This window comes from Robbsia betulipollinis (assembly GCF_026624755.1).
GTDB classification, from domain to species: domain Bacteria; phylum Pseudomonadota; class Gammaproteobacteria; order Burkholderiales; family Burkholderiaceae; genus Robbsia; species Robbsia betulipollinis.
Window position 1 is genome coordinate 30603 of the sequence record NZ_JAPMXC010000003.1, and the last position, 12895, is coordinate 43497.

Sequence of the window (12895 nt, forward strand, 5' to 3'; positions counted from 1 at the left end):
GGCACCGGGGCGCCCGCAAGGGCGGTGCGGCGTCGGGCGAATGAGAGAAAACGGGAATTGCGGAACAGGCGTGTCGGGAGGGTGGCGCGAACCGGGTCCGGCAGCGCGACGCCCGATTCCGGGATGCGCTGCCCGCGGCGAGCGTGGGCCCGGGGCGCTAACGCTCGGCGGGCGGCGTATGGCGGAAGAGATCGGGCAGCAATTGCACGAGCTGTTCGCGCATCGGGCCATTCGCCTGATTCAACGCCTGGGTCGGCCCATGCATGAATTTCTTCGTCAGCGACTGCGACAGGGCCTCGAGAACGGCCGCCGGGTCGTCGCCACGGGCCAGCATCCTTTGCGCGCGTTCGAGTTCCAGCCGGCGGATCGTATCGGCCTGCGTGTGGATCGAGCGGATCACGGGCACGATGCTGCGCGTCTCCACCCACTGCATGAAGTTCTCGACCCGCGTCTCGATGATCGCCTCGGCTTGCGCCACGGCCGCCTGCCGCGCGGCGGTGCCTTGCCGGACGACGGCGCCCAGATCGTCGACCGTGTAGAGAAACACATCTTCCATCTGCTGCACTTCCGGTTCGATATCGCGCGGCACCGCGAGATCGACCATGAAGATCGGCCGGCGGCGGCGCGCGCGGATCGCGCGTTCGACCGCGCCCAAACCGATGATGGGCAGCGTGCTCGCGGTGCACGAGACGACGATGTCGAATTCGTGCAGCCGCGCCGGCAGTTCCGCCAGTCCGATCGCACGACCGCCGAAGCGCTGCGCAAGCCGTTCGCCGCGCTCCGGCGTCCGGTTGGCGATCACCAGCTCGCGCGGCGCCTGAGCCGAGAAATGCGCCGCGCACAATTCGATCATTTCGCCCGCGCCGATGAAAAGGACGCGCTGGTCGGCGATGTTCTCGAAAATCCGTTCCGCGAGCCGCACGGCGGCGGCGGCCAGCGAGACGGAATGCGCGCCGATCTCGGTCTGCCCGCGCACTTCCTTGGCCACCGCGAAGGTGCGCTGGAACAATTGATTCAGATAGGTGCCGAGCGCGCCGGCCTCGGAAGCGGTGCGTACCGCGTCTTTCAGTTGCCCGAGAATCTGCGTTTCGCCGAGCACCATCGAGTCGAGTCCGCTGGCGACGCGAAACGCGTGGCGCACCGCCTCGGATTGCGGCAGGGCATAGACATGCGGCGCCAGTTCGCCGACCGGCACATCATGGTATTCGGCCAGCCAGCGTACCGCGAGATCCTGTCCCGCGCGGTCGTTCGTCGCGCAGTAGAGTTCCGTGCGATTGCAGGTCGACAGGATCGCCGCCTCGGGCAGCGCGGCGGTCGGCGCGGTGGTCAGCAAGGCGGCGGCGGGCGAGGTGCCCGAACGGCCCAGCCAGATCGACTTGAAGGTTTGCAGCGCCGGTTTGATCTGCTCGAGCGGGAAGGCCACACGCTCGCGTAACGCCACGGGCGCAGTATGGTGGTTGATTCCGATCGTGAGCAGTTGCATTTTTTTCGACTCGCTGATAGGCCGGTATTATAGTCCTATCCGCGAATTTCTCACCGTCGGGGGCGCGATGCGGGCCTGCGCGCCGACGGTGGCGCGTAATTGATGCCTGGAAACAACGGGGAAAAAGCGCGTGTCCGCAAGGGGCCGGGCCACCGGCGAAGCGGCTATCCGGCGACCGTCGGCAGCCGTGCGCAAGGCCGCGGCGGGTGAGGCAATGCGATCGTGCCGGCCAGGGGCGGCGAGCTGGCCGGGCTGGGACCGGGACCGGGACTGGGACTGGGACTGGGACTGAGAACCGTCTCCGCGGTCGTCCCCGGGTTGGTCTGGTCGAGGCGGTATCCATGGCTGTAAATGGCGCTCAACTGGTAACCGTACTCCGGATGTAGCGACAATTTTTGCCGGATTCGCGAAACATGGGTGTCCAGGCTGCGCGAGCTCGGGCCGGATTCGCGGGCCCAGACGCCATCCACCAGATAGGCGCGCGACAGGTCGCGGCCTTGGTTGCGGAACAGCAGCAGCGCGAGGGCCAGCTCCTTGGGCGTCAGCGTGACGGCACCGCCGGGCGTCTCGACGCGGCAGCGTACGGGATCGAAGCGATAGCCGTCGAAACATGTGTCGAGGCCCGCGTGCGGCTGGGCCGTTCGACCGCGCCGCAGGAGCGCGCGCACGCGGGCCAGCAACCATGCCTCGCCGGCAGGCTCGGTCAGGCAATCGTGCGCTCCGGCGTCGAGCAGGTCGATCAGGTCCGCCTCGGTGGCGTGCGCCGCCAGCATCAGGATGGCAGGCGCGGCCGCGCGCTTCGCGAGCGTCAGCAGCGCCTGCCGCAGGGCCGGCTCCCGCGCGGGTCCGACGACGATCGCGAGATCGAACGTGTCGCGCAGCGTCGCCACCAGAAAAGGCTTGACGCGCGCGAACGGGTGGCAACGGTAGCCGCCCGCGACGAGCATCTGACGGTAGTGCTCCGCGCGGGCACTCTGGGGGTCGAGGAGGGCGATTCGCATGGGCTGGATCGTAGTGGCGGGACGCGGCGCATGCCATAAGACAGGTCCCATAACCGGTTTCGCCCGGCATTCCGCGAGGCCCGCCGGTGGACCCGCGGCTGCGGGCGGCCCGTGACGGCCCGTCGCGTCACCGAGCGAGGGCGCTGCATCCTCGGCCCGGCAGACGAATCGGTGCGGCTGAACGATAATGTGTCCGATACGGCGCGGGCCGCGGGAGTCGCACATGGGTTGGCTGGGAACGTTGTTCGTGGGAGCCGTCGTCGGCATCGTCGGCCTTGTCATGCAAGGGCGATGGCGGGCGCCGCGCTTCTGGGTAGGGGTCGGCGCCGCCGCCCTGTGCGCGCTGCTGGTCAAGATGCTCGGCAACATCACCGGGGTGCTGGTCGACGGCGCGTCGCTCGAGTGGCTGGCGGCGGTCGTCGCGGCGATCGCCGCGGTCGCGGCGTTCGGCGCGCTGGCGATGCGCGCACCACCACGGCCGGCGGCATACGAAAAACGCAGGATGAAAAACATGAGGAACGCCGATGAATGAACATGCCAGCCGTGCCGCCACGCACGACGCAGCGCGCGTCGCACGCTTGCGCGCGGCCATGCGGGATGCGGGTGTCGATGCCTGCATCGTGCCGTCCTCGGATCCGCACCTGTCCGAATACCCGCCGCTGCACTGGCAGGCACGTGCCTGGCTCTCGGGTTTCACCGGCTCGGTCGGCACGCTCGTGGTCACGGCGTCGTTCGCCGGCGTGTGGGTCGATAGCCGGTATTGGGTGCAGGCCGAGGCCGAACTGGACGGCACGGGTGTCGAACTGATGAAGCTCCTGCCGGGCAGTCCGGCCGCGCATGTGGACTGGCTGGTCGCGCATCTGGCGCCTGGCGCGGTGCTGGCGGTCGATGGCCGGGTGCTGGCGCTGGCCGCAGCCGACGCGCTGGCTGCGGCACTGACGGCGCGCGGCATCGCGTTGCGTACGGACCTGGATCTGCCCGCGGCCGTCTGGACCGATCGGCCGCCCTTGCCGGTGCAGGCGGTCTTCGAGCATGGGGCGCCCTTCGCGCCGCTGGCGCGTGCCGACAAGCTCGCGGCGGTCCGCCGCGCGATGGCCGGACATTCGGCAGACCAGCATCTGTTGTCCACGCTCGACGACATCGCCTGGCTGTTCAATCTGCGCGGCGCGGACGTGAATTACAACCCGGTGTTCGTCGCGCACGCGCTCGTCGGGCCGGAGCGCGCGACTCTGTTCGTCGACGCGGAGAAAGTGCCGGCGCCGGTACGTCGGGCGCTGGCCGCGGATGGCGTCGATCTCGCGGCCTACGCCACCGTGCCCGCGGCGCTTGCGGCCCTGCCGCCCGGCACCCGCCTGCTGGTGGACCCACGACGGATGACCCACGGGCTGGTCGGGGCGTTGCACGCGCGCGGAAACGGGGATGGGGGGCAGAGGGCCGCGGGGCAGGGAGACGGGGAGCACGGCGGCGTCGCGGATGGCCCGCCGACACTCGTCCAGGCGCCGAATCCGTCGACGCTCGCCAAGGCCTGCAAGACCGCCGCCGAGATCGCGAACGTGCGCGAGACGATGGAGCAGGACGGAGCCGCGCTCTGCGAGTTTTTCGTCTGGCTCGAGGCGCAGCTCGCGGCCGGGGCGCCGGATCTGACCGAGCTGTCGGTGGATACGCAACTGCATGCCACGCGTGCGCGGCGCCCGAATTTCGTCAGCGAAAGTTTCGGCACGATCGCCGGGTTCAACGCCAATGGCGCGATGCCCCATTACCGCGCCACGCGCGAGGCGCACGCGGCGATCACGGGGGACGGGCTGCTCTTGATCGACTCGGGCGGCCAGTACCTGGGCGGCACCACCGACATCACCCGCGTGGTACCCGTCGGCACGCCGTCGCTCGCGCAAAAGCACGATTTCACGACGGTCCTGCAAGGCATGATCGCGTTGTCGGCGGCGCGTTTTCCACGCGGCATCCGCTCGCCGATGCTCGATGCGATCGCGCGCGCGCCGCTCTGGGCGCAGGGGCTAGACTACGGCCACGGCACCGGCCATGGCGTGGGCTACTTCCTGAACGTGCATGAAGGCCCGCAGGTGATCTCGCATCACGCACCGCCCGACGCGGTCACCGCCATGGAAGAAGGCATGATCACGTCGATCGAGCCGGGGGTCTATCGCGCGGGGCAGTGGGGCGTGCGAATCGAGAATCTGGTGGTCAACCGGCGCGTGGCGGACGCGGGCGGGGACGCCGGCGATTTCGGCGAGTTCCTCGATTTCGAGACGCTGACCCTGTGCCCGATCGACACGCGCTGCATCGTCGCGGAGCGGCTGACGCCGCATGAACGGCAATGGTTGAATGCGTATCACGCGACGGTTCGCGCGCGCCTGTCGCGCTGGGTGGAGGGCGAGGCCCGCGTCTGGCTGGAAGCGCGCACGCAGCCGCTGTAGCGGCTTGGCGAGCGCCCGGCCCCGTTTTGCTACCGGTTCGTCGGCATCCGCTCTTCGGCGCCGATGTGTCGGTGCCACCGTGCGGTAGCCGAGACCCGCATCGCGGCAATGCCTGGGTGGCGTGGGCCGCCGCCCCTTATTTGCCGAGAAGTTCCCGCAGCGCGCCGCCCAGACCGCGGGACGTATCGCCGACGCCGCGGGCGATGCCCTCCGCGCCGACGCCCAGCGCTTTGGCGATGCCGGCGGCGAGGCGGGTGGAGAGGTCGCCTTCGAGCGAGAATGTCGGATCGGACAGATCGCCTTGCAGGGAAAAGTCGAAAGCGATTCTGCCCTGACGGTCCTGCAGGGCGGCAAGGGCGGCATCGCGCGGCAACGTCGTCAGCGCCGCGAGGGGGCCGGTGGCCGGGGCAAGCTGCAAATGGGTGAGCGTGACCCGGCCATCGGCATGCAGTTGATGGGACTGCACGAGCGAATGCACGTCGACGCCCACCAGCCCGCTCTGGATGAAGGCGGCCCGGCCCTTCTGAATGTAGGGGCGCAGCGCCTGCACATCGACTTGCGAGAAACGCATGGCGAGGTCGGAGCGCTGGTCGTGGAAGGCGATCCAGCCATCGATGCGCACGGGGCCGCTTTGTTGCGGGCCCACGATGCGCGCGGCGAGTGCGATTTGCGTGGCGTTGGCGAGTTCGGGGAAATGCAGGGGACCGAGCGTGGCGTCCAGCGCGTCGATGCGCACCCGCGCCGCGGGCTGGGAGACTACGCCGTCGAAGAAATCGAGCGCGCCGTTATGGAAAACGATGTTGCCGATATCGACCTTGTAGGGCGTTGCGGACGCGGTGCGCGCGCCATTGCGCACGTTCGCGTTGCCAGCGGTTTCTTCCGGATGCGTGGCTTGTGCCGTGTTCGTCGGGTTGTCGGAGGCCGCGCGCATGCCGGGCAGCAAGGCGATGCCGTGCTCGCGAGAACGCACGATCGACAGATAGGCGCCGTCGAGCACGGCGCGTCGGATCGCGACCCGATGCGACAGCAGTTCCCAGAGCGCCGGTTCGAGGACGACGCGCTGCGCGCGCAGCGCGTAGGGGGCAGGCCAGCCGGCGGGCGCGCCGATGACCACCTGATCGAGGGTGATGCGCGAGAATCCCACGTCGATGCGCTCGGCGTGACCCGTGGGGCCCAGCAGCCGGATCACCTCGCCGCGCAGCGCGCGCGCCGCGAGGTGCGCGGTCAGTGCTCCGCCCATCGCCAGGACGGCCAGCGCGAGCGCCGCGACGGTCAGTGCGCGCCGCATGCGGGATCGATTACGCAGAGGCCCGGACACGGGGGCGCGGCGGCGCGAACGCGGGGCGTCAGCGCGTGATCGGCCGGTAGCGCAGGCGTTTCGGCCGCGCGGCTTCCTCGCCCAGACGCACGCGTCGGTCGGCCTCGTATTCCTGATAGTTGCCGTTGAAGAACACGACCTGCGAATCGCCTTCGAACGCGAGGATATGCGTCGCGATCCGGTCGAGGAACCAGCGGTCGTGGGAAATCACCATCACGCAGCCGGCGAACTCGAGCAGCGCGTCTTCCAGCGCCCGCAAGGTTTCGACGTCCAGGTCGTTCGACGGTTCGTCGAGCAGCAGCACGTTGCCGCCCGCGGACAGCGTCTTCGCCAGATGCAGACGTCCGCGTTCGCCGCCGGACAGGTTCGAGACCTTTTTCTGCTGGTCGCCCCCCTTGAAGTTGAAACGGCCGAGGTAGGCGCGCGACGGTGTTTCGTAGCGGCCGACCGTCAGCAGGTCCGAACCGTCGGCGATCGCCTCGAACACGGTCTTGTCGCCCTCGAGCGAATCCCGGCTCTGGCCAACGTGCGCGAGCTTCACCGTCGGCCCGATCTTCACCGCGCCGCTGTCCGGCGTTTCCATGCCGGCGATCATGCGGAACAGCGTCGACTTGCCCGCGCCGTTCGGACCGATCACGCCCACGATCGCGCCCGGCGGCAGCGTGAAGCTGAGGTTGTCGATCAGCAGGCGGTCGCCATAGGCCTTGCTCACGCCGTCGAAGGTGATGACTTCGTTGCCGAGGCGCTCGGCCACGGGAATGAAGATTTCCTGTGTTTCGTTGCGTTTCTGGTATTCCTGGCTGTTCAGCTCGTCGAAGCGGGCCAGGCGTGCCTTCGATTTCGCCTGACGGCCCTTCGGGTTCTGGCGGACCCACTCCAGTTCCTGCTTGATGGCCTTGCGGCGCGCGGATTCCGACGACTCTTCCTGCGTCAGGCGCGCTTCCTTCTGGTCGAGCCAGCTGCTGTAGTTGCCCTTCCAGGGGATCCCATGTCCACGGTCGAGTTCCAGGATCCACTCGGCGGCGTTGTCCAGGAAGTAGCGGTCGTGGGTCACGGCCACGACCGTACCCGGGAAACGCGTGAGGAACTGCTCCAGCCAGTCGACCGATTCGGCATCGAGGTGGTTGGTCGGTTCGTCGAGCAGCAGCATGTCCGGCTTCGACAGCAGCAACTGGCATAGCGCCACGCGGCGCTTCTCGCCTCCCGACAGATTGCCGATCTTGGCGTCCCAGGGCGGCAGACGCAGCGCATCGGCGGCCACTTCGAGTTGCTGCTCGGGGTTCGCGCCGTCCGAGGCGGCGATGATCGCCTCGTATTTCGCCTGTTCCGCTGCGAGCGCATCGAAGTCCGCGTCCGGCTCGGCGTAGGCCGCGTAGATCGCATCGAGCTTCTGCTGCGCGGTGAAAATCTCGCCCAGCCCCTGTTCGACCGCCTGACGGACCGTCTGCCCGGCATCGAGCAGCGGTTCCTGCTGCAGATAACCGATCGTCAGATTGGGCATCGGCGTCGCCTCGCCCTCGATTTCGCGATCGGTGCCCGCCATGATCTTCAACAGCGTGGATTTTCCCGAACCGTTCAGGCCGAGCACGCCGATCTTCGCCCCAGGAAAGAAGGAGAGGGAAATATCCTTGAGAATCTGGCGCTTGGGCGGGACGATCTTGCCCACGCGATTCATCGTGAAAACGTACTGTGCCATGGAAAACCGGTAGGAAGGCGGCCGCGCGGGCCGCGTTGCAAAGAGTCGCCCGTGGCGCGTTCCGGTGCGCAGGACGAGCGACGACAGGCCGATTTTACGGCATCGGCGCGCCGCCGACGACCTTCCATTCGGTCAGGAGCGGCTATTGGGCATCCGACGGACATTGCAGGTTGCAGCCGCTCGGATCGCCGTTGTCCGCGCGTTTGCGCGCCGCGCTGCGGCCATGCTGGTATTTGACATCCGGCGCGGACGCCGCGAACGGCATCTGCGGATGCTCGTTCAACTGGAAGCTGTCGCCGAGAATGCCGCCCGGCACTCCCGGCGCGTTCTGCGCGAAAGCCAGGGAGCCGGGCAGGGCGGTGCTGACGAGGGCAGCGGCAAGGACGACGCGAAGAAAAGTCATGACGGAATCACGTTGAAGACGGATCCGTCAATGTAACGCAACTTGCGCCCGGCGGGCGGCCCGTCCCGTGTATCCTGCAGCACGTGGTAAGAAAAGGAAGGGCGTCGGTAACCTGAAGCCGCCCGCGGCACCGTAACCTTGGAAGGAAATGTCGTCGCACGGCGGTCGCCGGACGACCGGCGTGCACGCGGCGGGTCGGCGCGGATCGGTAGGCCGTATGGTGGGTGAGGAGGCAAGATGGTCGAAACCACGCCGGTATTCCGGCAAGTAGCAGTAATACTTTCGCCGGCACTGGGCGATTCGCTGCTCCTGGTCACGGTTGCCCACAATCTGCAGCTCAATGGTGCGCGCGTCACGGTGTTCGGTCAGCAGGGCTATCTGCTGCGGCACTGGTTGCCGGCGCTGCGGGTCAGGCCCGCGCTCGATGCCCCTGCGGCGAAGCTGATCGAGGTCCTCGCGGAATTCGACGCCGTGCTGCAATTGCATGACGACAAGCCGTTCGCGAACCTGACCGAGTGCCATCCCCGCGTCATCCTGCTCGCGCATGTCTTCCGGTCGGCCGCGCCGTATTCGATGGTCGACCGGCTCGTCGAATTTTGCCGCGATGAACTGAAACTGCCGCGCGTCGGGCGCAGCAATGGGTTGACCCCGCCGACCCGCCTGCAGCATCGCCGATACCGGATGCGCGTCGCGATCCACCCGACGGCGAGCACGGCCGACAAATGCTGGCTGGCCCCCCGTTTCCTGCGTCTCGGCCTGATGCTGCGCAAATGCGGATTCGATCCCCAGTTCGTTGTCGCGGGCGAGGAACGGTCGGCTTGGGCATCGGTCGAGGCCGCGGGCATGATGATGCCGGATCTCGGTTCGGTCGATAAGCTGGCGGGCTGGCTTTACGAGTCGGGCTGGTTCATCGGCAACGATTCCGGCGTCGGACATCTGGCGTCGAACCTGCAGATCCCCACCTTGTCGCTGTTCATGCGCCGCGGCATCGCACGGACCTGGCGCCCGGGCTGGGGGGCGGGCGACGTGCTGGTCGGCGGCGCCTTTCTCCCTAGCGGCCGCCTCAAGGAACGCTACTGGAAATACATGCTCTCGGTGGGGCGCGTGCTGCGTGCGTTCCACCGTCTGCGACTGGAGACGCCCTTGCGATGAGGACCGACGCGACCCCCCTGGCGCCGCATTTTCCGACCCCGACCCCGACATCGTCCGTGCCGTCGCCTGTCGCGGCGCCCGTGCAATCGCCGTCCGCCGCGCTGGGGCGGGTGGCATTCGTGATGTCCCACGCCCTTGGGGATTCGCTGGTCTCGATGGTGATCGTCGACAACCTGCGGCGCAACGGCGTCGATGTCGAGGTCTTCGGCTCTACCGCGCATGTGCTGAGGGAATGGTTCCCCGACGTGCGCATCGCGCCCCTGCCGCCTCCCGCGGCATTGCGCGCGCGTCTGGCGGCATTTCACACCGTGATCCAGATGCAGCATGACCAGCCGGTGGCGGATCTGACGGCCCTGCATCCGCGCGTGCGGACGTTGCACGACGTCGAGTTCGGCCATCGACGCGGCTGCATGGCCGAGCGTTTCGCGGACTTCTGTCGTAACGAACTCGGCCTCGCGGATGTCGATCTCGACAATGGCATGCGCGCGCCCGCGGGGTTGCAGCATCGTCGCCACGCGCAGCGGATCGTGATTCATCCGGAGGCCAGCACCGACGACAAGCGGTGGTCCGCGCACCGCTTCATCCGGCTCGCGCATCGCCTGCGCGAGCGCGGCTTCGAAGTGTATTTCGTGATCGCGCCGCATGAACGCGAGCGCTGGCCGGATCTCGACGCGCACCGGATCTCCGCGCCGCATTTCGCCGATCTGCACCTGCTGGCATGCTGGGTGTACGAGTCGGGCTGGTTCATCGGCAACGATTCGGGCGTCGGGCATCTCGCGTCGAATCTCGGCATTCCGACGATCAGCCTGTTTCGCCGGCGCGGCGTCGCCCAGCGCTGGCGTCCCGCCTGGGGCGAGACGCGGGTGGTGCTGTCCTGGCAGTGGGTGCCGACCGCCCGCCTGAAGGAGATTTTCTGGCGCGAAACGCTGACGTGCGCGCGCGTGCTGGCGGTGTTCTCGGCGCTGGCGGGACGCGAGGCCGCCAGGGGGCGCGCGAGTGGGTCGCTTTCGGTCAGACGTTGAACCGTAAATTTCGTCGTTTTTCCATGATGGGCATGGGGTAGGGCGATGGTCGTCGCAGATCGTACCCGGTTTCATACCCGGTTTCGCCGACGCAAGCAAGCCTGAGCGCTCCTCCCCCGCTGGGGGGGAAGACTTCCGCCAACGATGGAAGTCACTATCTCGGTCACAGTTGGCGCCGGCTGCGTGGTCAAGACGACCATCCAGGGGGGTGATCGGCGCAAAACTGCGCCGATCTATTTCCGAGGCCTTCCAGCATCCCGTCGATGTCTCGCAGAACGTCCTTATGCTGCTTACCCGTCAACTCAGCAATTTCCCGACTCGACATCGTTTGCCGGTCGCCGTTGGGCGGTGCTGCCGCGTTGACAGCGCGCGGCGATGCGGCAACAGAGCGCATCCAGCGGGCCGCCGGGTAAACGCCACTCGTAAGTCGTATGCTCCGCCTCTACATTGGCATCGCAGGGCAAATCCACTCCAGGGGCAGAGATCATGACCACGAGCAAGAAAGATGGGTCGCTTTCCAGCAAGCAGTTATCCAACCCGAAAAGCACTCCGGCCCAAAAGTCGGTCGCGGGCTCGGATTTGAGTCAGACCAAAAAGACGCCATCGCCACCGCCGAAGAAAAAGTAGGCGATTCCTGTGGTAACCAGCGTGGTAACTGGTAACCGCGCAGGCCCGCAGATAGGGCGGTTTCCGTGGAAACAAGGTGGAAACTGGAAACAAGGCAGGGCCGCGATTGGGGCCGTTTCCGTACGAACCTGAGTGCGAACCTCCCCGGTGCGAACCAAGCGGGACGGGCTGGAACCATGGATACCAGAGTGGATACCGACCTCTTGGATACCAGCGCCTCAGCCTTGACGGCAACTTTTACCTGATCTTCGCCTAACTCGACGTAGAGCTTTGCTGGGCGGGCGTTCCGCGCCATTCTTCGGCTGCTTTCCGTAAGGGCCCTGTAGTAGTTCCGTAAAGGTGGGGTCAATCAAGCAGTGCCCACGCCGGCCTTTCGCACCAGACGCCGGACCGCCGCCTGCTGAGCCTCATTCAGCCGCGCGAGGGTCTGTTGCGCCTGGAACAGTTGAAATGCCAGATCGCGGATTTTCTCTGGCGATGCACCGGTGCGACTGAACCGTTCCCGCAGCGTCGATTCGTTTACGCCGAACTTGCGGGCGAGGGATCGAACGGACTCCCCGCCTACGGCCCGACAAAGCGCTTCATGCACCTGGATCTCGGTAATTTTCATAGTCTTTTCTGCGGGGTTTTGCGGGGGTTGGGATGGTCAGACGTCAGCCCGGGACTGCCACCGATTCGGACGCCGTGGCCGAGATGTCCACGGCCAGGCACGTGATGTCCGTGTACCATTCCTGCCCTCGGGTGTCCCCGGTGTGCTCAGCGACCAGCACGCGATAGAAACCTTCCTTGGTCGTCGGCGCCGAGACGTTGAGTCCCTGGTATCTGAAGCCCTGCTGTTGGACCGTAAGCGTGTTGATGTCGCCTTGCTCGATTTTGATCAGGCATCCGACCTCGATCAGTGGGTTCATGAGGCACCTGACGGAGACGCCATTCTGATTCGCGGTCGGGATACCAATCATCCCCGTGGTCGATGAGATAACGACTGCCTCGCGCTGCCGATACCCTCTGACCGGCACGAGTACGAGTTTTTCGTTTTGGATTGACCAGCGAAAACCGTTTTTTTGGGCCCAGTCCCGCATGTGGCTGCGCGCCATACCGAACAGGACCTTCCCGCGCGCCAGTGTTTCGGGAGGGATGACTCCAACGAATTTATCCAAATCCTCTGCCTTATCGACGCCTTGCTTCACAAAAGCATTGGTCATGGCGTTCATGATGTCTTGCGCTGACGCGCCGGCCGCCAAGGTCGTGTTGCACACGGAAAAGTTATAGGCTTCATCCCCGTCCCCCGCGCCGATCCTGAGGAATGTGTCCGTCGAGTTTTCTTTGCCTCGCTCGGTCCATTTAACATTCCCGACAAAGAGGGTGCCGTACGAACCATTCTCGTACCCGGCCTGGAGGGTGATATTCGAATACTCGCCCCCGACCTTGTTCGAAGTCTGGGCCGACAAATTGTAGATGGTGGCAACCAAGGTATTCGGGGACTCTGTGTCTCCTCGCCTTACCTCGAATCTGACCCGGAAATTGCCCAGATCGATCCCTCTGCCGTTTTGATCCGCCGCGACCAAACTCAGCTTCCGTATCCACTGCGAGTTACTGGCTGCCATGATTCCTGTCCTCCGTTATCCACTTCGGCAAGGCTTCTACCAAGTCGCCATCGCGGTGCATGATGACTTCGACGTGGTCAGGGACAAGGCGTCGAACGGCTGCCATCAAGTCTCCAGCTTCTGACTGCGTCAACCGCGTGCCGTGGATGGCCCCGGT

The 12895-nt window shown here is 66.4% G+C and carries 14 protein-coding genes; 6 read left to right on the forward strand and 8 right to left on the reverse strand.

What is annotated here, in order from left to right; genetic code table 11:
• Positions 1 to 157: 157 nt before the first annotated feature.
• Both hemA and OVY01_RS13440 read right to left on the reverse strand, forming a co-directional pair.
• Positions 158 to 1483 carry a glutamyl-tRNA reductase gene (hemA, locus tag OVY01_RS13435; protein WP_267848115.1) on the reverse strand — a complete coding sequence of 442 codons (1326 nt, stop codon included), beginning with the start codon at positions 1481 to 1483 and terminating at the stop codon, positions 158 to 160.
• Between the two features lie 164 nt (positions 1484 to 1647).
• Positions 1648 to 2484, reverse strand: coding sequence for a response regulator transcription factor (locus tag OVY01_RS13440; RefSeq protein ID WP_267848116.1), 837 nt, complete (start codon positions 2482 to 2484; stop codon positions 1648 to 1650).
• A 223-nt stretch (positions 2485 to 2707) separates the two neighbouring features.
• Here OVY01_RS13440 and OVY01_RS13445 point away from each other — a divergent pair, with 223 nt between their 5' ends.
• Positions 2708 to 3016: a hypothetical protein gene (locus tag OVY01_RS13445; RefSeq protein ID WP_267848117.1), complete on the forward strand. Its 309-nt coding sequence runs from the start codon at positions 2708 to 2710 to the stop codon at positions 3014 to 3016.
• Complete coding sequence (locus tag OVY01_RS13450; RefSeq protein ID WP_267848118.1) at positions 3009 to 4916, forward strand: aminopeptidase P family protein; 1908 nt, start codon at positions 3009 to 3011, stop codon at positions 4914 to 4916. The genes OVY01_RS13445 and OVY01_RS13450 overlap by 8 nt, the downstream gene beginning before the upstream one ends.
• A 136-nt stretch (positions 4917 to 5052) precedes the next feature.
• Here the strand turns inward: OVY01_RS13450 and OVY01_RS13455 are convergent, their stop codons facing one another.
• From OVY01_RS13455 to OVY01_RS13465, 3 genes are all read right to left on the reverse strand, one after another.
• Positions 5053 to 6204, reverse strand: coding sequence for a DUF748 domain-containing protein (locus OVY01_RS13455; RefSeq protein ID WP_267848119.1), 1152 nt, complete (start codon positions 6202 to 6204; stop codon positions 5053 to 5055).
• Positions 6205 to 6262: 58 nt separating this feature from the next.
• On the reverse strand, positions 6263 to 7930 hold the full coding sequence (gene ettA, locus OVY01_RS13460; protein ID WP_267848120.1) for an energy-dependent translational throttle protein EttA: 1668 nt from the start codon (positions 7928 to 7930) through the stop codon (positions 6263 to 6265).
• Between the two features lie 142 nt (positions 7931 to 8072).
• A complete protein-coding gene (locus OVY01_RS13465) occupies positions 8073 to 8333 on the reverse strand; it encodes a hypothetical protein (RefSeq protein ID WP_267848121.1) in 261 nt (86 codons plus the stop codon).
• A gap of 237 nt (positions 8334 to 8570) precedes the next feature.
• Between OVY01_RS13465 and OVY01_RS13470 the strand changes: the two genes are divergently transcribed.
• Together OVY01_RS13470 and OVY01_RS13475 are read left to right on the forward strand one after the other, a co-directional pair.
• Positions 8571 to 9485: a glycosyltransferase family 9 protein gene (locus OVY01_RS13470; RefSeq protein WP_267848122.1), complete on the forward strand. Its 915-nt coding sequence runs from the start codon at positions 8571 to 8573 to the stop codon at positions 9483 to 9485.
• Positions 9482 to 10507 (forward strand): glycosyltransferase family 9 protein, encoded by a 1026-nt coding sequence (locus OVY01_RS13475; RefSeq protein ID WP_267848123.1) that lies wholly within the window; start codon positions 9482 to 9484, stop codon positions 10505 to 10507. The genes OVY01_RS13470 and OVY01_RS13475 overlap by 4 nt, the downstream gene beginning before the upstream one ends.
• Before the next feature lie 187 nt (positions 10508 to 10694).
• Here the strand turns inward: OVY01_RS13475 and OVY01_RS13480 are convergent, their stop codons facing one another.
• Complete coding sequence (locus OVY01_RS13480; protein WP_349293525.1) at positions 10695 to 10901, reverse strand: Rha family transcriptional regulator; 207 nt, start codon at positions 10899 to 10901, stop codon at positions 10695 to 10697.
• Positions 10902 to 10993: 92 nt separating this feature from the next.
• Between OVY01_RS13480 and OVY01_RS13485 the strand changes: the two genes are divergently transcribed.
• Positions 10994 to 11134 carry a hypothetical protein gene (locus OVY01_RS13485; protein WP_267848124.1) on the forward strand — a complete coding sequence of 47 codons (141 nt, stop codon included), beginning with the start codon at positions 10994 to 10996 and terminating at the stop codon, positions 11132 to 11134.
• A 349-nt stretch (positions 11135 to 11483) separates the two neighbouring features.
• Here OVY01_RS13485 and OVY01_RS13490 read toward each other — a convergent pair whose 3' ends face one another.
• On the reverse strand, positions 11484 to 11744 hold the full coding sequence (locus tag OVY01_RS13490) for a helix-turn-helix domain-containing protein (RefSeq protein WP_267848125.1): 261 nt from the start codon (positions 11742 to 11744) through the stop codon (positions 11484 to 11486).
• A 43-nt stretch (positions 11745 to 11787) separates the two neighbouring features.
• On the reverse strand, positions 11788 to 12738 hold the full coding sequence (locus OVY01_RS13495; RefSeq protein WP_267848126.1) for a phage protein: 951 nt from the start codon (positions 12736 to 12738) through the stop codon (positions 11788 to 11790).
• On the opposite strand from OVY01_RS13495, the gene OVY01_RS13500 reads away from it, so the two are divergent.
• Entirely contained in the window at positions 12737 to 12862 is a 126-nt protein-coding gene (locus OVY01_RS13500; protein WP_267848127.1) for a hypothetical protein, read from the forward strand. The genes OVY01_RS13495 and OVY01_RS13500 overlap by 2 nt on opposite strands.
• The last annotated feature ends 33 nt before the right edge of the window (positions 12863 to 12895 follow it).